The following is a 19223-nucleotide window of genomic DNA, read 5'->3' as shown; positions in this document are numbered from 1 at the left end:
TGTGCAACCCCCAGCCTGGGCCGTACGCCAGGCTGGGTAGACAAGACCAGGCAGCGCATCAGCCTGAGTGCGCAACGTGCTCCGGCGTCAGTTCCTCCTGAAAATCCGCCTCGCCAGGCAATGCAGTGATGACGCTGAAGTCACTCACCTCGACCTGCCCACCCCCATAACCCAGAAGGTGGAACGAGAAGGCCTTGCGTTCCACTGGGTTGTCGAACCCGAACTCCATCTCCAACGGTTCGTCGGCGGTGACCCTGACTTCCTCCGGCAAGCCTAGCGGCACATCCTGCTCCAGTTGCTTGGCCTTGAGCTGGATGTAAGCGGCGTGCCGGGCGTCCAGCGCACGCACCTTGACCCTGACACGCGTGCGCGAGCCTTCGGGCATCTCCAGGTACTGCGCGCCGATCAGGTTATCGGCCCAGTCGTCATGGATGCGCTTGCTGAGCTGGATGGGTGAGGGCCCGCCAAATTGATAGCGCAGATTGAGGGGGCTTTGCATCAGCGATTGGTCCAGTACGCCGGCCAATGCACCTATTTGCTGCCCCAGCGCATTGTCGCCCTGGTCCAGGTAGCGGGCCCGATCGGCAATGAACCCTTCACTGGCGTAACGGCGACAGCGCTGCTGGAAATCGCACTCGGTAAACACGCCCTTGCCGTCGTGGTAGCGGAGCATGCCATTGGTGAACGAGATCATTTCGCGGCCGGTGTCGTAGTCTCGATACATCGACCGCCCGCCAAGGGCCAGCGGGATGGGCAGCGCGAAATAGTCGAGCAGCGAAGTGGCCAGGTCGACGTGCCCGTAGGTACCGCCCTTGAGGTGAGGCAACTGGGCCTGATCGGGTGCGAGGGTCAGGTTGAAGCCCCAGGAAGAAGCCAAGCGCACCCCATCGATGCCGTGGGATTCATCCGAGGTGACCACCACCAAGGTATCCTTGAGCACGCCCTGGCGCTCCAGGTTGTCCAAGAAAGCGCCCAAGGCGTCGTCCAGATAGGCCACGGCGGCCTGCTTGGGGGTGTCGAAGCGCGCCAGGTAATCGGCAGGGGCGGAGTAGGGCTGATGGGTGCCGACGGTGAGCAGGGTGAGCATCCACGGTTGGTCTTGCTTGCGCAGTTGCCCGACGTAATCCAGCGCGCCTTCGAAAAAGGCTCGGTCATCCTTGCCCCATGGGAAGTCCAGGTAATTGCGGTTGCCGAACCACTCCACGCCATGTACCGAATCAAAACCTACGTGGGGCATGATGCGGTCCTTGGCCATGAAACGCAGCCCAGCGCCTTGCAGGTAATGGGTGGTAAAACCAGCCTGGCGCAACTGCGCCGGCAGGCAGGCCTGGTTGCGCTCGGCCTGGGTCAACAACTCCACGCCTTTGGGCGTGCCGTTGGCCAGTTTGTCGTAGTCGCCGCAGAGCATTGCATACAGCCCGCGTATGGTCTGGTGGCTGTGTAGGACATAGTCCGGGGTATTCATGCCCCGCGTAGCCCACTGGCTCAAGCGCGGCATCAAGTCTTCGTCGAAGCGGCTGTGCAGCGCCTCGCGATTGGGACGCAGGTAGGCACCGGGGATGCCCTCGACCGTGATGACCAGCAGGTTGCGCGCACTGCCTGGGCCATCGAGCAAGCGTTGGCCGTTGAGGTCTGATTGGGTAAGGCCGGCGCTGGGCAGGGGGGTGAACGGCGTCACCTGGCCGCTCCAGCGTTGCACTTGGCGCTGCACATCGCCCACCGCCGCAGAGGCGAGCTGATGGCCCAGGTTGTATTGGCGCCATTGCTCGGCATCGGAGGGTGCCAGGTGTTGACTGGCCCAATGCACGCCGAACAAGGCCAGTACCGCTACCCACGCCTTGCGTGGTAACGGCCGGCCAGGCTGGCGACGGGTCTTCCATGCCCAGGCCAACCAGGCCAGCAGCCCGGCACCCATGGACCAAGCCAGCCAGCCGTGGGCCAGGCCGCCCCCGGTGGAGTTTTCCATGAACTGCGGGTCGACCAGGTAGGCGAGGTCTGCGCTGGTGGGCAACCGTCCCACCGCGCTCACCAGTTCGGCCGAGGCGACCCAAAGCAGGGCCCACGCCAGCAGCACCGGCAGCGCCAGCCACCAGGGCCGACGATGCAAAAGCAGTAACAGCGCGCCGCCCAGGGCCAGGTCGGAGAGATAGCCAAGCGGGTTGGACCAGCCCAACGCGGCACGTGCGCCCAAGGGTAGCACCAGCACCAACACGGCCAAGGCGGCGAGCCGCTTGTGTGAGGGGTCTGAGAGGCTTTTCACAAAAACGTTCCTTTGCCATTAAATCGTCATCAATCTGTGGCTGATGATAACAGGCCAAGGGCGGGCAAAGCGGGCGTGCAAAGCGCTGGCACACAAAAGCCAGGCCCGCGTAAGCGGGCCCGGTGCGTCGATCATCAGAAGTAGTAGGGGAATTTCAGACTGAACGAGAAGTCGGGCGCATCATCGGTCAGCCCGATGGACAGATTGGGCACGATCGTAAGGTTGTTGGTCGCCGCAAACGTCATGCCGACGTTGAAGTTGGCCGCGTTGTAGTCGCTGTTGGAGACCGATTGCCAGTCACCACCGTCGGGCTTGATCTTGCTCTTGCGTCCGAACTGGTCGGAGACCGAGAACGACATGCTCATCTTCTCGTTCAGCGCGAAGGCAATGCCCGCACCGATTTGCCACGAGTCGCCCAGCTTCACGTCACCGGGTACCTTGCTGTTGACCTGCGGGCTGATGTCGCTGAAGGAGTCTTCCAGGTTGTACGTGTAGGACAAGCTGCCGAACAGCACGGCCGGGTCGAACGTCTTGACCAGGGAGATACCCGGCGTGATGGACCAGACCCCGTTGCCGGTCGGCAGGCTCTCAGGCACCGAAAGGTTGTCGTTGCCCGCCACTTCGCGCAGCTTGATCCCGTAGGGGTCCTTGCCGGTCGGCGCCTTGACCCGCAAGGTGGCTACGGCATCTGGCCAGGTCTCGGATTCGTCCAGGAACTTGTAGGCGACACCTACGTTGATATCGCCGATTTCCGGGTCGCGCGTGACCGTGGCGTCCGAGGTGCTCGGCCCGGCCCCTCCAGCGCCGCCAGACGAATAGGTGGACTCGCGGTAGATGACCGGGACGTTGATGTCAAACTGCCAACGCTGGTCCAGGTTGTAGCGTGCCGTCAGGTCCAGGGTCCAGTTATCGGCCTTGATACGGTCCAGGTTGATATTGCCCAGGAAGATCGAATCCAGCGCCAGGAAGCCGTTGAGGGTCAGGGCGCGGGTGTCGTAGTGGGTATAGGTCAAGCCGGTTTCGAGGCTGAACTTGCCACCCCCGAAGAACCCGCTGGCCTCGTCGTACAAGTTGGAGACGCTCTGCGCAGGCTCGGAGTCTGCGGCCAGCGCCTGCCCATACGAGGCGCCGGTGGTCCCAGGCGCCCCGGCAGCGACGGTCTGGCCCCCCTTGACCCGTTCGCTGGGCGATCGCACCAGGCGTTTGGGCGGGGGGGCTGCCGGGGTTTCTTCGACCTGGCGAACCCGCTGCTCCAGCACCATCAGCGCCTGCTGCTGGGCTTCGTAGCGGCGCTTGAGTTCGGTCAGTTCCTGTTTGAGTGCTTCGACTTGCGGATCTACAGCGGCGTATAGCGATGTGGCGGGTGCCAAGGTTGTCAAACACACAACCGCTTTGAGTGCTAACGATCGTTGCATGAAGATGCCGTCCCTTCCGACTGCTGTGATGAGACTGAGCGTAGATCAGTATCCGACAGAGCGAAGCCCTTTGAGCTGGTCCAGGCTGCCATTTAGCGAAGCGGCGGTTGGCAGGTTCTGGCGCATGACCACGTTCAGAGAGGTGACGTTGTTCACCAGGTTGCCATTGCCGAGCACGGTGGTGTTCTGCATCAACCCGCCTTGGGCCAGACGCTGCACGCTGTTGCCCTGATTGCCGTGGGCATCTATGTTCATTTGCACGCCTACGCCTGTGGACGACACGCTCAGCGCGCCGGCGCCGTTCTCGGCCATCAGCGTCTGTCCGGCGGCCAATACCTGCCCATGGGGCTGCACCGTGGGAGCCTGGTCGGCTTTGGTCACATTGACGTTCACATTGTTGTAGGCACTGTTGTCGTCGCCGGCCGCGCGGACCACTTGGGTCACCCCCTGCGTAGTACCAAGCCCGGCACCGCCGCTCACCGTACCGCTGCCCTGGGCAACCGGCTGGGCACTTCCCTGGGCCGTCGGCGCGCCGCGCTCATCGATCAACGAGACGTAGAATTGCGGCTTGATCGTGGCCTGCTGCACCTGCAAGGTGCTGCTGGCGCCTATCACTTCACCGCGCGCGTTCTGCCAGGTGCTGCTCATGACGATGCCGAAACTCACGATTCGACCCGGCATCACGTAGCGTCCGCGCAAGCTCGCCAGTTCCTGGTCCTTGAGCTCGATAGGGTGCAGCACTTCGGCGTGGATAGGCAGGCTGGCCGTCATGCAGGCCAGAACCAACCAGATAGGGGTCTTCATGCAATGCTCCCCGGCGCATCGTGCACCTTGTTCTTGGAAGAGGCGTTAGAAGAAATCGCTTCGAATGAAGCCGTAGTCCAGCAGATCGGCATCCTTGACCGGCGTGAAGCCGTCCAGGCGGCCTTTGGCCGTCAGCGGCAGCGGAGGGTCGAGCAGGGCGTTTTGCTTGTCGTAGCCCTGGCCGATCACCGCGAAGATGATGCCGTTCCAGCCCTTTAGGAAGTCCTCGGTTCTGTAACGCTTGTGCCCCAGCACCGGATCGCCGATGTAGACCCAGCCCCGGTCGACCTTCTGCATGACCACAAAGTGCTTGTAGCCGCGGATGTCCATCAGCACCACCACTGGGATTCGAACGCTGTTCAGTGTCTCGGGCGCCACTCGGTAACCCCGGGCGCGCATGCCCAGGCTTTCCACATAGCGCTTCATGTCGAGCATCGAAAACCCCTGGGTGCGGACCAGGTTCTGGTCGGCATGGGTGAGCATGCCCTCGATGATCTGGTGTTCGTCCACGTCCAGCCAGTAGGCCTGACGCAGGATGGTTGCCAGCGCGGCGGCGCCGCAGCTGAAATCGGTCTTCTGTTGCACCAAGTCGGCGAACTTGCGTTCGCGCATGCTCTGGATGGGCTTGAACACCACCGCGCCGCCAGGCAGGACCGACAGCGGCATCTGGGCTGCTTGACCCATGCTGGCCAGGCACAGCAGGAACGCCAGGGCGAATACACGCATGATCGACGCCTTTGGGTGCGTTGGAGATAGGCCCCCAAAAAGGGGGCCTTGGGGTCTGGCATCAGAACGAGGTGTTGGAGATGGCCAGCGAGTTGCTCTGCTGGTTGCCCACACCGGCCGCCACGTTCACGCCCAGGTTGCCGCTGCCGCCATTGACCGAACCGCTAAGGGTTGCAGTGTTGGTCACAGGGTTGGCCCAGCCGGTCGGGGTCAGCACTTGGAAGGACACGGTATTGCTCAAGTCGTAAGCGCTGCTTTCGCTGTAGCTCTTGGCGACGTCGTTGGAGGACTGACTGGAGGTTTCGCCAGACTTTTCATACGCCGAAGCCGAAGCGTTCTCGTAGGAAGAGTCATGCGACTTGGTGTACGACGAGTCCCGCGAATGGTTATAGGACGACTCGCGCGACTTGTCGTAGTTGGAGTCGAAGGCTTTTTCGAACGAAGAGTCGTATGCACTTTGCTGCGAGGTGTTCACCGAAGCATCCAGGGATGCATTGAGCGAACCGTCTACGCTGCTGGTGCGGGTGCGCTCGCGATCGCCGTTGGTCAGGGTCAGGGTACGCGTGGCATCGGCAGCCGCTGCCAGGCTGGCACTCAGGCTGGCGCTGCTCGAGGCGCTGGCGCTGCCGCTTGCCGAACCGTTCATGCCCCAGCTGTTGGAACCACTGGCACTGGCACTGTTGGAGCCGCTGGCGTTATTGGCACTCGAACCACTTGAATTCCAACCGCTGGAGCCGCTGGAGCTGGCACTTTGCGAACCCGCCAGGTTGAAGCTGGACGAGGCACTGCGGTCATCGGTAGAGTTCAGCGTACCTTCACGCGAGCTGGAACCGGTGGCCGAGGTGGTGAAGGTCAGGGTATCGACGCGGTACGTGCGGTCGGCCCCGTTGTTGACCACAAGCCCTGGGCCGTTCTGATCGGCCTTGGCCGTAGCCGTGGCATTGCCGATACCGGCGTTGGTATTGGCGATGGCCATGCTGTTTTTCTGCTGGTTCAGGTCGCCGCCGGCAATGTTGATGCCCACGTTACCCGAGCTGCCTTCGCCAGAGCCGCTCATCACTGCCGAAGACTGGGTCGACCAGTTGTCGACACGATTGTTGTTGCTGTACTGGCTGACGTCAGCGTTGGCTTCGGCGGTGCCGAAGACGAAACTGTTGTCCAGGGTAGAGTCGGCAGCGGCATTGGCGATGGCCGACGCGTTGCCCTGCTGGTTGCCGTTACCAGACGCCACGTTGACACCCACGTTGCCACTGGCACCGGTTGCCGAGCTGCTCATTTCAGCTTCGTTGACGGTGCCCTGGTTGGTGATGGTGTTGCCGGTGCTACGCTGGGTGTCCAGCGCATCGGCCTTGGCCGAGATGGGCAGCCAGGTGGTGCTGTTGCCGTTGTAGCTGCGACGGTTCTGATCGGCTTGTACAGCAACGGCCATGACCGCAGCAATTGCGAAAACCAGAGGCTTGAGTGCCATCGAAGGTTTCATGGTGATTCTCCGTACTCTAAAGGTTAAGTGTCGTTCATGACTCAAACGGTCAGTCGGCGACCCGTATGCTCAAGGTGTTGGCCATGCGGTTTCCCACCCCGGCACTCTGATTCAGCTGAACCACGCCACGGCCACCGGTGAACGCTTGGTCACTGGTGGTGACCTGGCGATGACCCGTCGAGGTAGTAGCTGAGTCAAAGGTGTTGAGCAGCGTCACGTTCTGTTGCAGGAGGACGCTGTCGTCGATGCTTTGCGGTTGTATACCCACGCTGATGCGCAGGGCGTTGGCCTGCTGGGTGCCTGCACCGGCGCTCTGGTTGACACCAAGCGCGCCATTGCCGTGGCTGAACGCGGCGCCGCCAATATTGGCCTGGGTATCCATGGCAGCGTCCGGAGGTGTATTGAGCCGCTGCCGGATCTGTGTCGTGGCACTGGCGCCGTGGCCCAGGGCGAACGCCCGGGCGTTGGCCTGCTGCTGCAGGTCTCCGGCAGCCTGGTTGACCGTCATGTTGCCCTGATAGGCACGGCCGGCGTCGTCGATGGTGGCGTTGTTGCTGACGGCAGCCGGTGGCTGGGCGATGGCGGACGCGCTGCACAGCAGGGTGATTACGAGCAGGGCAGGCTTCATGTCATTTGCCCCCCGTCAGGATCTGCAGGGGCGCGAGGCCTTTCTGCACGCTCGAATTGACCATGTTGGAGATCCCGTTGCCCGAGCCTGATCCACGTCCGCCTGCCAGGTTGGGCAATTGGGTCTGGTGGCCGAGGTTGCCGCCCAGGTGGTCGGTCTGCTGGGTGATCATGGCGTTGATGCCTGAGCCGCTGCTGATGCTGGCGAAGTCGCCGTCACTCAACTCGTTGGTCTGGCGCAGCACATGATTGACCGGGTTGGCATTGACGGTGGTAGGTGTGGGGTCCGGGCGCAGTGGGGGAATCACGGCATTGCGTGTCTGCACGTCGCGGGTAATGACGATGGTGCCATTGTCGGCTTGGGTGGTTGCGCTGAGCGAGCTGACCACGCACCCCAGCAGCAACAGGTAACCCAGGCGTTTGTCGATGTTCCTCACGACGGCGGTTCCTTCTTCAGCCGCTGGCCTTGTTCAGCGTTGCGCTAGCAAGAGCAGGAGCCGTGCCGCTTTTGAGAAGTCGCGGTATTTCAGGGGGTTAGCGTGATAAAGGCCGTCGTGCAGGCCTGCGTTGTGTCAGGGCTGATACAACGAGCAGATACCGGTGACCGAGCGGTCACCTCTGGGAGAGGGTTTGATCACAGTGGCAGGCAGTGTTTCGGTGGCGTGACACTTACCGCACTTCACGGCGTAAGCCGCATGCTTGCAGGGTTGGCTGCGGCGGGGGTGTGTCAGGGGCTTTACACCGGGGCCGAGCGACGCAGCATTGAAGCGACCAGCTCCAGCGCCAGGGCCTGCCGTGTTGCCCAGTCGCCTTCGATGATGCGGTAAGGCTGATCGTGGTCTTGCAACCAGTGCAGGCTCGCCCCGAAAAACTGCTGGCGCTCTCGCACATCCGGCTGGGTGCGCTGACCATCGGCAACCCAGGGCACGCCCTCAGGGCTAAGCAGCAAGTGCAGGTCGTAGTGACGATCGAGCAGAGCCTGCTCCAGCCAAGGTGGGCAATCGCCGAACAAGGTCTGACTCCAGAGCATATTGCTGAGCAGATGAGTATCCAGAATCAGCAGCGACGGCGAGCTTGCGCGTGCAGCGTCTTCCCAGGCCAATTGCCCACGGGCGATGCTGGGGATGTCGGCGTAGCACGTGTCGCGGCAGTGCTGGTCGATGAAGTGACGCACGTACTCACCCACTACCAGCCCACCGAAACGCGCCTGGATCTGGCCGCTCAACCAGCTCTTGCCACTGGATTCGGGGCCGCACAGCACCACCACCTGAGTGCTCGTCACAGCGCTCATGCCTTCACCAACGCTGGGTCCCGGTACCACTCCAGCCATCCGCGCAGGGCGATGAGGGTAAGCACCGCAAACAGCGCTGCGGTGAAGTACAAGTGCTGGTGCAGGTACTGCCCGACATAGATGATGTCCACCACGGCCCACAGGGGCCAGCATTGCAAGCGCTTTTGCGCCATCCACCACTGCGCCACCAGGCTGAAGCCGGTCAGGCTGGCGTCCAGCCAGGGCAGGGCGGCATCGGTCCAGGTGGCCATGGCAGCACCTAATGCTGCGCTGAGCAGCACGCCCAGGCACAGGTGGGTGAGCAGCGCGCCGGGTCGCAAGCTCGATACCTGGCGTGCCGCATCTTGGCGTTCAGGGCGCTTCCACTGCCACCAGCCATACACTTGCAACAGCGCATAGGCAACTTGAAGCAGCATGCCCGAATAGAGCTTGACCTCGTAAAAGAGCCAGGCATAGATCAGCACCATGATCAGGCCAATGGGCCAGCACCAGGCGTTCTGCTTGACCGTGAGCCACACAGCGATGACGCCGAGGACGGCGGCGATGAGTTCAAGGCCGGACATCGGCGATCCTTGGAGAATTGAGCGGGGGGCGCGATTGTAGCGGTTAGCTCAAGGAAGGTGTAGGGCGTTGCCGGCATCAGGGCCGTCTTGCAGCCCTGAGCCGCTGTCGGCTTCAGACCTTGAACTGGCGCAGCAGTTGTTCCAGGTCCTGGCTGAGCCGGCCCAGCGCCACGCCGGCTTCACTGGACTGACGCGCCGCATCGGCCGCCTGCTGGGAAAGGCCTGCCGTGTCCAGCACGTTGCGGTTGATGTCTTCCACTACGTGGGATTGCTGCAGGGTGGCGCTGGCAATGGAAGCATTCAACGCTGTCAGGGTGTGCAGGGCCTGGTTGATCGCATCGAGGCTGGCGCCTGCTTCACGGGCTTGCGTGACAGTTTGTCGTGAGGCCTCGCTGCTGGTGTCGATCGCCTTGACGGCGGCATCGGACTGGCTCTGCAAGTGTTCGATCATGGTGTGGATCTCGGCGGTGGACTGGGCCGTGCGCTGCGCCAGCAGGCGCACTTCATCGGCTACCACGGCAAAACCCCGGCCTTGCTCGCCTGCGCGAGCCGCTTCGATCGCCGCATTGAGGGCCAGCAGGTTGGTCTGTTCTGCAATCGAGCGGATCACGTCCAGTACGCCGCCAATGCGGGTACTGTGCCCGGCCAGATCGCGGATCACCTGCACTGCCTGTTCGATGGTCATGGACAACCGGTCGATCTGAGCCAGGCTGCCATGGATCGCCTGCTGCCCCTGCGCGACCTGTTGCTGAGCGGTGTGCATCTCCCCGGCGGCCTGCTCGGCGGTCTTGGCAACATCCTGCACGGCGTAGGTCACCTCGTTCACGGCCGTTGCCACCTGGTCCATCTGCAGTGATTGCTGCGCGCTTTGCTGTTGCGCCGCACCGGCGTTGTCGCCTACATGGTCGGCCGATCTGGCCAGCGCATGCGCCGCCCCTTGCAGTTGTCCGATCACCCCTTGCAGCTTGCCGTTGAAGCGGTTGAAGTGCTCGCCCAGCTGGCTGAGTTCATCACGCCCGTGGGTATCCAGCCGCCGGGTCAGGTCGCTTTCGCCGCTGGCGATATTGCCCATGGCCTGCACGGCTTCCTGCAGCGGGCGGGCAATGCTGCGTGCGATGACCCAGACCATCAGGCCCATCAGCAGCGCGATCACCACGCCCAGCAGCGAAGCGTCACGCAGCTGTCGAGCGAACTCGGCCTGTACGTCGTCCACGTAGACGCCAGAGCCGATGATCCAGCCCCAGGGCTTGAACAGCTGGATGAAGGACGTCTTGGCAACAGGTTCGCTAGCCCCGGGCTTGGGCCAGCGGTAATTCACAGGCCCTGCCCCCTGCTGGCGCCCCAGCGCGGCCATTTCGTTGAATATCGCAAAACCATCCGGATCGCGGATGCCCGACAGGTCCTGGCCATCGAGCTTGGGATTGGCCGGATGCATGATCATGCGCGGGGTCAGGTCGTTGATCCAGAAGTAGTCGTCATGGTCATAGCGCAGCGCCCTCACCACCTGCAGGGCTTGTTGCTGGGCCGCGTCGCGGCTCAACGTGCCGGCGGCCTCCAGCTGTTGGAAATGCACCAATACACCTGTGGCCGTTTCCACCACATGCCGGGTTTTCTCAGCCTTGGCCTGGTACAAGTCGCCGTGGATCTGGCGCAGCATCAGCAGACCAAGCGCCAACAGCATGGCTATCGCCACTACCAGGATCAGCCACAAGCGGCTGCTGATCGACATCGATCTAAGCGTCTTCATTGCACATGCTCCATTTGTTCTTGTTTTCACCTGCATCCAAGCACGCCTGTGGCCATGGACCCACTCGACCAATGGCTAAGTGCCATGTGTCGTGGAGTTTGTTGCCTGCAACGTCATGACAGTGCAAAGGGGTTCTGCCAGCATTTCGGCGGCGCAACATGAAACCTTTAGTAACCGTGAACTTTTCCACTGGCTTTGCGACCAACAGACGCTGTAAAACAGCCGGGCCGCGTGCGGCAATATTCAGGCAAATCAAGAACAAGGAGCTTGCCACGAGCAGGCTCCATCGGGGGGATGATGGATTTTTGGACGGCCTTTCAGGCAATCATACTGGGCGTGGTGGAAGGGCTGACGGAGTTCCTGCCGATTTCCAGTACCGGCCACCAGATCATCGTCGCCGACCTCATCGGGTTCACAGGTGAGCGGGCGATGGCCTTCAACATCATCATTCAGCTGGCCGCCATCCTGGCCGTGATGTGGGAGTTTCGCGGCAAGATAATCGACGTGGTCCGCGGGTTGCCCAATCAGCGCAGGGCGCAGCGCTTCACCGGTAACCTGCTATTGGCCTTTCTGCCAGCGCTGGTATTGGGTGTATTGTTCGCCGACCTGATTCATGAGTACCTGTTCAACGCGGTCACCGTGGCGGCTGCGCTGGTGCTGGGTGGGGTGATCATGCTCTGGGCCGAGCGACGGCAACACGCGGTTGAGGTGACGCATGTCGATGAGATGCGCTGGAGCCATGCGCTGAAAATCGGTTTTGTGCAGTGCCTGGCCATGATTCCTGGTACTTCGCGCTCCGGCTCGACCATCATCGGTGGCCTGCTGTTTGGCCTGTCGCGTACTGCTGCGACGGAGTTTTCCTTCTTTCTGGCGATGCCGACGATGGTGGGGGCTGCCGTGTACTCGGGCTACAAGTACCGTCATCTGTTCCAGCCCGATGATCTACCGGTCTTTGCGCTGGGCTTCGTGACCTCGTTCATCTTCGCGATGATCGCCGTACGCGGCCTGTTGAAGTTCATCGCCAACCACAGTTATGCAGCCTTTGCCTGGTATCGGATCGTCTTCGGCATGCTGATTCTGGCCAGCTGGCTGTTCGGCTGGGTCGACTGGACCGTTGCCCATGGTTGAGCAGCCAGATCGCCAGCGCCCCGCGCAGATACGCAACGCCCGGTTCAAGGGGGGGCTGCTGGGGCTGCTGTGTGTGCTGCCGGTGTTGGGTGTAGCGTGCCTGGCCTACGACGCGCAGGCGTGGTGGCCGCTGGTGGTGTACCCGGTGGTGAGCCTGGTCAGCGTGTTGCTCTACTGGCACGACAAGGCCCAGGCCCGCACCCAGGCGCGGCGCATCCCGGAGAAGCTGTTGCACGGTACAGAACTGTTCGGTGGCTGGCCTGGCGCTCTGCTGGCGCAGCAGTTGTTCAGGCACAAGACACGCAAGGTGCCTTACCAGGTTACCTTCTGGGCCATCGTGGTCGTGCACCAGGCCGCCTGGGCGTATTGGCTGTTCTTCCAGGGGCGAGCTGCGGCATTGGCGTGAAACCGCTTTATCACACACGGGAGCGAGCGCGCTTAATACATTTCCCGGCCACTCCTGTATTTGCTCAGTGACCTGTCAGACATAGCGTTCCCCGCACGTTTCGAATGAGGCGGCCAAATGATCGATCCATACGCGCACCGCAGGCGTGACACCGCGTCTGTGAGGGTATACCGCTTGCAGGTAGCCGCCTGGCAAGGACCAGTCCGGGAGCAGCCTGACAAGTTCTCCACGCTGCAGCTGCTCTTCACAAAACAGGCTGGGCAGGGCGGTGAAGCCCAGGCCCGCGCGTACAGCTGCATTACGTACCACGAAATCGTCCACTGACAGCCTGGGTTCGAGCGCCAAGGCGCGCAGCTGGCCCCCAGGCCCTTGCAGCCTCAGGTGTACCAGGCGGTCGGCTTCGGGTGCGCCGAGCACCGGCAGGTCGGCTAGCTGCTCAGGCTCGCGTACCTGTGGGGCAAAACCAGGCGCGGCAACCAGTTGCATCTGTGCCTGACAAAGTCGCCGGGTCACCAGCGTAGGGTCCTCATCGCCCAGGTCACGCACACGTAGCGCTACATCTATACCTTCGGAGATCAGGTCCACCCGACGGTTGAGCAAGACCAGGTCCAGTTGTACGAGCGGATATTGCCGCAAAAACTGGGTCACCACGTCCGGCAAGAACGCATGACCCAAGGCCACCGGGCAGGATACGCGTAGCCTGCCGCGCGGTTCACTGCTCATGCTGGCTACCGCTTCCTCGGCAGCCTCGGCTTCGAGAAGCATGGCCTGGCAGTGATGCAGGTAGCGCTCGCCCACGGCGGTCAGTTTCACCTGGCGTGTAGTGCGCTGTAGCAGGCGCATCCCTAAGCGTTCTTCCAGTTCGGCGATTCGACGGGACAACCTTGATTTCGGAATGCCCAGTTGGCGTCCGGCGGCGGCGAAGCCGCCTGCTTCGACGACGCGGGCAAAGTAGAACAGATCGTTCAAATCCTGCATGGGCAATGCTCATTGTTCCAGGGATAGGACAAACTAACGCGATTGGGGGCACTTATCATCCATTACTCGCTTAGGTAACATCGTTCCCATCAAACATCTCCCGCTTCAACCCCTTTTCGCAGGAGCACCTCATGAAACTGCTGCACATCGATTCGAGCATCCTGGGTGACAACTCGGCCTCGCGCCAACTGAGCCGTGAGGTCGTAGCCGCTTGGCAGGCCGCTGAGCCAAACGTCGAAGTGGTCTATCGCGACCTGGCAGCCGATGCCATCGCTCATTTCTCGGCCGCTACCCTGATGGCTGCCGGCACGGGTGAAGAGCTGCGCGATGCAGCCCAGGCCTTCGAGGCCAAGCTCAGTGCCGAGACCCTCGAAGAGTTCCTGGCCGCCGATGCGGTGGTCATTGGCGCACCGATGTACAACTTTAGCGTGCCGACCCAACTCAAGGCGTGGATCGACCGCATCGCCGTCGCCGGCAAGACCTTCCGTTACACCGAAGCTGGCCCGGAAGGCTTGTGCGGTGACAAGAAAGTGGTGCTGGTTTCCACGGCAGGTGGTGTGCACGCCGATCAACCTACCGGGGTAGGCCATGAAGACTTCCTCAAGGTGTTCCTGGGCTTCATCGGCATTACCGACCTGCACGTGGTTCGGGCTCACGGCCTGGCTTATGGTCCGGAGCAGCGTACCCAAGCGATAACCGCTGCACAGGCGCACATCGAGAACGATCTGTTCGCCGTTGCGTGACGGCGGGGGTTCACCTTAGCGCAAGTTGAGGGTCGCCTAGGCGGCCCTTTTTCATGCGCGGCCACAGCATTCCGCTAACGGCGACACAGCCTACTGTTACGCAACGCTGGGGCTCAACTGTAATGGTGGGTCATCGAGGAATAGCCTTATGCTGTAACGAAATATGTATAAGCGCTGAAGAAGGAAGCCGCAATGCCGCTCAAGGACCTGCTCATCGCTCTGGTGGTAATCATCGCCTGGGGCGTCAACTTCGTGGTGATCAAGGTCGGGCTCGATGGGTTGCCGCCCATGTTGCTGGGGGCGCTGCGTTTTCTCCTTGTGGCATTCCCTGCAGTGTTCTTCATCAAGCGGCCAAACCTGCCTTGGCGTTGGCTGATCGCGTACGGTGCGACCATCTCCCTGGGGCAGTTCGCATTTCTGTTCCAGGCCATGGCCAGCGGCATGCCACCGGGGCTGGCTTCATTGGTCCTGCAGTCCCAGGCCTTCTTCACCCTGGGCTTCGCCGCGCTGTTTCTGGGCGAGCGCTTGCGCGTGGCCAGTGTGCTCGGGCTGCTGGTGGCCGCTGGTGGACTGGCGCTGATCGGCAGTGAAGACGGCAGCCATGTTCCCACGCTCGCGCTGATATTGACCTTGTGTGGCGGGGCGATGTGGGGCTTGGGCAACATCATTACCCGCCGCTTCGGATCGATTGACCTGGTGGCATTGGTCATCTGGGGCGGCTTGATCCCTCCGCTGCCCTTTCTGCTGCTCTCTGGCTGGCTGGAGGGGCCTGAACGCATCAGCCAGGCGCTCACGCACATCGGCTGGCACTCGATTGCCGCGCTGGCATACCTGGCATTCGTCGCCACCATCCTGGGCTACAGCCTCTGGAGCACGCTGTTGTCGCGCCATCCGGCTGGCAAGGTCGCGCCTTTTTCGCTATTGGTGCCTGTGGTAGGCCTGAGTTCGTCGGCACTGCTGCTGGGTGAGCGCCTGACCGAAACCCAGGGTTGGGGTGCCTTGCTGGTCATGTGTGGTTTGCTGGTGAACGTGTTTGGTGCCCGACTCGGCCAGCGGCTCAGGGCCGCGAGGGCCTGAGTAACTGCGGGCGCTACCCGTTTTTTTCGAGTTTTGATTGACCAGGCTCATGTTGTTGGTCGGTTACAGTCGCCCAGCAGGCACGGATATGCTTCCCTGGCTACGTTTTGGTAGGGAGGACCGCAAACGATGCGAGTCAGGGACGAAATCTATTGGCAGTGGGCCGATGCACAACTGCACAGCCGCTGCCACGACGAGGCGCTCAGCGACGGCACGACCCTCGATGTGCAGGTGCGCCTGTCCAGGCAAGGCGCAACTCAACTGTTTCTTGGCCTTTACGCTCGCGACGGGCAGGCTCTGGTGGAGGAGTATTATCCCGCCCGCTGCGGCGAAACCATGACCCGCGCGCTGGTGTGGGGTGTGGAGCGCGCTCGGGCATTGGCCACGGGCGCCACGCCGTTACCCCATAAGGCAAAAAGGCGCGCATGAAAAAGCCCGGCGCGGTGGCCGGGCTTGAGACCGCGTGAGGGTCAGTACTGCGCTTCGATCACCTTCACGGCATGTTGCGTACGCGCCTCTGGCCATTGCTGTTGCAGGGTTTGCAAGACACGGCCGACGAACTCGGTATCGGCAGCCGCCTTCTTGCCTACATAGCCCTGGCCTCGGCGGTAGGCCTTGAAGCGCGCACGCATGCTTGGCAGGTGCTCCTGGAATTCATCTTCGATCGTGTTGGGTGGCAAGCGGTCCAGGCGCACTTCGCCGCTTTGGCTCACCCACAGCAGATGGTCATCAAGGCTGTCCTTGCGCGTGGCGAACAGCTTGGCCAATTGATCGATGGTCGGATTGTCGTTCAAGTTCATCATAAAGCCCCCATTACCCAGTTTCAGGTGATTTTCACAGTTGGCGCTATCGCGATGTAGCGCGTTTCCAAGGCTGCTACTGCAGCTTTGCAACAGGGGCTTTCTCACGCTGCCTTTTGGACAGTTCCCTCTCCACGGGCCGCCTGCGTTACCGCGCAGGCGGCCTGGAACACCCTTGCCACGGCTCCCGATCAGGGAGACGGCCTCATCATGCACAAGCGCGATGAACGGCGTCAACCGTTTTGTAGTGATTATTTTTGCTCACTACATTTTCGTAGAGTTGTCCGACAATCCTTGGTTTCAGAGCCCTGAAAGAATCTCGAATGCCGCGCGGACCCGGGCTTCGTTGGGGTAGTTGCGGTTGGCCAGAAGCACGATGGCCAACCCTTCTGATGGGACGAACGCTGCATATGAACCGAAACCGTTGGTGGAGCCGGTCTTGTTGTACCATGCTGCCGCCAACGGAGCGGCTGGCGGCTGCAGCCGTTGTGCCGGCTGGGGGCCTCGTATCATCTGCGGACCATTGCCGGTGAGGAGGGTGCGCAATGTGACGGGGTACGCATAACGCTCCCAGCCCAGGCCTTGTGTCATCTCACCGATCTGGGCGTAGCCATTGCGGGTGATGAGGACGGCGCGGGCCAAGGGCGCGGGCAGATCGTCGGGCTGCATGTTCAAGCGCACGTAGCGCAGCAGGTCGCTGGCACTGGTCTTGATGCCGTAGGCTTGTTGCGCGTAAGGGCCAGGGTTCACGCGCACAGGCTTGTCGCTGGCATCGTAGCCTTGGGCATACAGGCTACGTGCATCGCTGGGCACATCCAGGTAGGTACTGTGCAGGCCCATGGGCTTGAGCACGTTTTGCTCAAGCAAGGTGGCAAACGGTTGATGCTGGGCACGGGCGGCCAGGTCGCCGAACAGGCCCAGGCTCGGGTTGGAGTAACACCGTTGGGCACCCGGCGTGCCTTTGGGCTGCCATTGCCGCAAGAACGTCACGATTTGCTGGGGGGAGTTCACGGTGTCGGGGAACTGCAAGGGCAAGCAGTCAGCGCTGTAGGTGCCCAGGTCCTGCACGGTGGCGTCCCCCATGGGAGTACCCCCCAGGGCCGGGTGATAGCGTTTGGCAGGGGCGTCGAGGGCGAGCTGGCCTTCGGCATTGGCCACGGCTACCAACGTGGCGGTGAATGTCTTGCTCAGCGAGCCGATTTCGAACAGGGTGTCGCGGCTAACGGGCACGCCGCTGTCGCGGCTGGCGACGCCGTAGCTGAAGTAATGAGCGTGGCCATGGGCATACAGCGCGACGGCCATGCCGCTGATGCCCTCGGCCTGCATCAGGGGGCCGATGACGGTGTCGACTTTAATTCGCAGCGGATCATTGGCGTAGGCGGATGACCAGGGTGCGCCGAGCATGAGGGCGACCGCAATATAGACGGAGCGGGAGCAGATCATTGAAGTTCCTTGGCTGAGTGTCCGTTGCGCGATACCGGCAGGGGTTCCGGCGTTAGCGCCTGGGGACGCAAAACCTTATCCTCCGTGCTTGCCCAAAGACAAGACGGAACGGAACTGTGATGAAGTATCTGCGCATGCTGTTCGACAACTTCACCCTGGCGTTGCTGGCCGTGGTGGCGATTGCCACCGTGCTGCCTTGCTCAGGTCAGGGGGCTGTGTATTTCGGCTGGCTCACCAACCTGGCGATCGGTTTGTTGTTCTTCCTGCATGGGGCCAAGCTCTCGCGGGAGGCAATCATCGCTGGGGCGGGGCATTGGCGCCTCCATCTGCTGGTGTTTTCCTGCACGTTTGTGCTGTTTCCACTGCTGGGCATGGCGTTCAAGCCGCTGTTCCTGCCACTGGTGGGAGATGAGCTTTACTTGGGGGTGCTGTACCTCTGCGCGTTGCCTGCCACCGTCCAGTCGGCCATTGCGTTCACCTCGCTGGCGCGGGGTAACGTGCCGGCGGCCATCTGCAGCGCAGCCGCCTCCAGCCTGCTGGGCATATTCCTGACCCCAGTGCTGGTGATGTTGTTGCTGGGCGCCAGCGGAGACACCGGCTCAGGTCTGGACGCAGTGCTCAAGATCACCTTGCAGTTGCTGGTGCCGTTCGTGGCCGGGCAGCTCGCCCGCCGCTGGATTGGTGCCTGGGTCAAGCGCAATGCGCGCTGGCTGAAGATCGTCGACCAGGGCTCGATTCTGCTGGTGGTCTACACCGCCTTCAGCGAAGCGGTGGTCACAGGCTTATGGCACACCGTTTCGCCGCAGCACCTGGCAGGCCTGTTCGCCGTCTGCGGCATCCTGCTGACCGTGGTGTTGGTGGGGACGAGCTTGCTGGGCAAAGTGTTTGGCTTCAACCTGGAAGACCGAATCACCATCCTGTTCGCAGGCTCGAAGAAGAGCCTGGCAACCGGGGTGCCGATGGCGCAGGTGTTGTTCGTCGGGAGCGGCATTGGCGCAATGATCCTGCCACTGATGCTGTTCCACCAGATCCAGCTGATGGTCTGCGCCGTGCTGGCGCAACATTACGCGAGCCGCGAGCAGGATGATATCGAGGTGCCAACGGTCCGATGAACCGGTGATGGTTGCAGCCGACCTGGGCTGCAACCATCACGGCGCCTGAATCAGAAGTTCGCGGGGGTATTGGCGCTGATGATCTCCGCTTCGTCCTGGCCAATATTCTTGAAACTGTGGGGCAGCGTGGTTGGGATGTAGTAGCCGTCACCGGCATTGAGCACGCTGACTTGGCCATCGACCCACAGCTCGACGGTGCCTCGGGTGACGAGCCCGCACTCTTCACCCTCGGCGTGCACGATGGGCTCGCCCGAGTCGGCTCCTGGGGCATAAAGCTCGCGCAGCATACGCATTTGCCGGCCCTCGACGCTGGCACCCACCAGCAGCATGCGCAACCCGTTGCGACCCAAGTCGGGCTGCTCGCCTGCCCGGAACACAAATCGCTCCTCACGCACGGGTTCATCGAAGCTGAAAAACTCTGCCAGGCTCATCGGAATGCCCTCCAGCAGCTTTTTCAAGGAGCTGACTGAAGGACTGACGCGATTCTGCTCGATCTGCGAAATGGTCGAGTTGGTGAGCCCGCTGCGGCGCGCCAGCTCTCGCTGCGAGAGGTTGTTGCGTTCACGCACTAGTTTGAGTCGCGTCCCCGTGTCCATAGCCGCCTTGTGATAAGAGGTGTCAAG

Annotated in this window: 20 protein-coding genes; 6 read left to right on the top strand and 14 right to left on the bottom strand. The window is 62.1% G+C overall.

What is annotated here, in order from left to right:
* Positions 1-58: 58 nt before the first annotated feature.
* From CRP40_RS08740 to CRP40_RS08695, 10 genes are all read right to left on the bottom strand, one after another.
* Entirely contained in the window at positions 59-2260 is a 2202-nt protein-coding gene (locus CRP40_RS08740; protein WP_027915538.1) for an LTA synthase family protein, read from the bottom strand.
* A 134-nt stretch (positions 2261-2394) separates the two neighbouring features.
* Positions 2395-3675 (bottom strand): hypothetical protein, encoded by a 1281-nt coding sequence (locus tag CRP40_RS08735; protein WP_027915539.1) that lies wholly within the window; start codon positions 3673-3675, stop codon positions 2395-2397.
* A gap of 45 nt (positions 3676-3720) precedes the next feature.
* Entirely contained in the window at positions 3721-4479 is a 759-nt protein-coding gene (locus CRP40_RS08730; RefSeq protein ID WP_027915540.1) for a hypothetical protein, read from the bottom strand.
* Positions 4480-4524: 45 nt separating this feature from the next.
* Positions 4525-5205 (bottom strand): C39 family peptidase, encoded by a 681-nt coding sequence (locus CRP40_RS08725; RefSeq protein WP_027915541.1) that lies wholly within the window; start codon positions 5203-5205, stop codon positions 4525-4527.
* A gap of 61 nt (positions 5206-5266) precedes the next feature.
* A complete protein-coding gene (locus CRP40_RS08720; protein WP_027915542.1) occupies positions 5267-6685 on the bottom strand; it encodes a hypothetical protein in 1419 nt (472 codons plus the stop codon).
* 49 nt (positions 6686-6734) lie between these two features.
* Positions 6735-7313 (bottom strand): hypothetical protein, encoded by a 579-nt coding sequence (locus CRP40_RS08715; protein WP_027915543.1) that lies wholly within the window; start codon positions 7311-7313, stop codon positions 6735-6737.
* A gap of 1 nt (position 7314) precedes the next feature.
* A complete protein-coding gene (locus tag CRP40_RS08710; protein ID WP_027915544.1) occupies positions 7315-7749 on the bottom strand; it encodes a hypothetical protein in 435 nt (144 codons plus the stop codon).
* A gap of 299 nt (positions 7750-8048) precedes the next feature.
* Positions 8049-8603 (bottom strand): AAA family ATPase, encoded by a 555-nt coding sequence (locus tag CRP40_RS08705; protein ID WP_027915545.1) that lies wholly within the window; start codon positions 8601-8603, stop codon positions 8049-8051.
* A complete protein-coding gene (gene pnuC, locus CRP40_RS08700; RefSeq protein ID WP_027915546.1) occupies positions 8600-9166 on the bottom strand; it encodes a nicotinamide riboside transporter PnuC in 567 nt (188 codons plus the stop codon). The genes CRP40_RS08705 and pnuC overlap by 4 nt, the downstream gene beginning before the upstream one ends.
* Before the next feature lie 112 nt (positions 9167-9278).
* Positions 9279-10913: a methyl-accepting chemotaxis protein gene (locus CRP40_RS08695; protein ID WP_027915547.1), complete on the bottom strand. Its 1635-nt coding sequence runs from the start codon at positions 10911-10913 to the stop codon at positions 9279-9281.
* A 297-nt stretch (positions 10914-11210) separates the two neighbouring features.
* On the opposite strand from CRP40_RS08695, the gene CRP40_RS08690 reads away from it, so the two are divergent.
* Positions 11211-12041 (top strand): undecaprenyl-diphosphate phosphatase, encoded by an 831-nt coding sequence (locus CRP40_RS08690; protein WP_027915548.1) that lies wholly within the window; start codon positions 11211-11213, stop codon positions 12039-12041.
* Positions 12034-12447, top strand: coding sequence for a DUF1294 domain-containing protein (locus CRP40_RS08685; RefSeq protein WP_027915549.1), 414 nt, complete (start codon positions 12034-12036; stop codon positions 12445-12447). Before CRP40_RS08690 ends, CRP40_RS08685 begins: the two co-directional genes overlap by 8 nt.
* Positions 12448-12522: 75 nt before the next feature.
* On the opposite strand, the gene CRP40_RS08680 is transcribed toward CRP40_RS08685, so the two are convergent.
* Entirely contained in the window at positions 12523-13425 is a 903-nt protein-coding gene (locus tag CRP40_RS08680; protein WP_027915550.1) for a LysR substrate-binding domain-containing protein, read from the bottom strand.
* A gap of 131 nt (positions 13426-13556) precedes the next feature.
* Between CRP40_RS08680 and CRP40_RS08675 the strand changes: the two genes are divergently transcribed.
* From CRP40_RS08675 to CRP40_RS08665, 3 genes are all read left to right on the top strand, one after another.
* Positions 13557-14168, top strand: coding sequence for an FMN-dependent NADH-azoreductase (locus CRP40_RS08675; protein ID WP_027915551.1), 612 nt, complete (start codon positions 13557-13559; stop codon positions 14166-14168).
* 192 nt (positions 14169-14360) lie between these two features.
* Positions 14361-15245 carry an EamA family transporter gene (locus tag CRP40_RS08670; protein WP_027915552.1) on the top strand — a complete coding sequence of 295 codons (885 nt, stop codon included), beginning with the start codon at positions 14361-14363 and terminating at the stop codon, positions 15243-15245.
* 129 nt (positions 15246-15374) lie between these two features.
* Positions 15375-15674, top strand: coding sequence for a hypothetical protein (locus CRP40_RS08665; RefSeq protein ID WP_027915553.1), 300 nt, complete (start codon positions 15375-15377; stop codon positions 15672-15674).
* Positions 15675-15715: 41 nt separating this feature from the next.
* Here the strand turns inward: CRP40_RS08665 and CRP40_RS08660 are convergent, their stop codons facing one another.
* Both CRP40_RS08660 and ampC read right to left on the bottom strand, forming a co-directional pair.
* Positions 15716-16048 (bottom strand): hypothetical protein, encoded by a 333-nt coding sequence (locus CRP40_RS08660; RefSeq protein ID WP_023533476.1) that lies wholly within the window; start codon positions 16046-16048, stop codon positions 15716-15718.
* Positions 16049-16345: 297 nt separating this feature from the next.
* Complete coding sequence (ampC, locus tag CRP40_RS08655; RefSeq protein WP_027915554.1) at positions 16346-17488, bottom strand: class C beta-lactamase; 1143 nt, start codon at positions 17486-17488, stop codon at positions 16346-16348.
* A 119-nt stretch (positions 17489-17607) separates the two neighbouring features.
* Here ampC and CRP40_RS08650 point away from each other — a divergent pair, with 119 nt between their 5' ends.
* On the top strand, positions 17608-18600 hold the full coding sequence (locus tag CRP40_RS08650) for a bile acid:sodium symporter family protein (RefSeq protein WP_027915555.1): 993 nt from the start codon (positions 17608-17610) through the stop codon (positions 18598-18600).
* Between the two features lie 50 nt (positions 18601-18650).
* Here CRP40_RS08650 and CRP40_RS08645 read toward each other — a convergent pair whose 3' ends face one another.
* The gene (locus CRP40_RS08645) at positions 18651-19196 is read right to left on the bottom strand and encodes a cupin domain-containing protein (protein ID WP_027915556.1); all 546 of its coding nucleotides are present in this window, start codon (positions 19194-19196) and stop codon (positions 18651-18653) included.
* Between the last annotated feature and the right edge of the window lie 27 nt (positions 19197-19223).

Source organism: Pseudomonas sp. URMO17WK12:I9 (genome assembly GCF_900230165.1).
Taxonomy (GTDB): domain Bacteria; phylum Pseudomonadota; class Gammaproteobacteria; order Pseudomonadales; family Pseudomonadaceae; genus Aquipseudomonas; species Aquipseudomonas fulva.
Note: the sequence above shows the minus strand (reverse complement) of the source record. Positions and strands in the feature narration are given on the sequence as shown.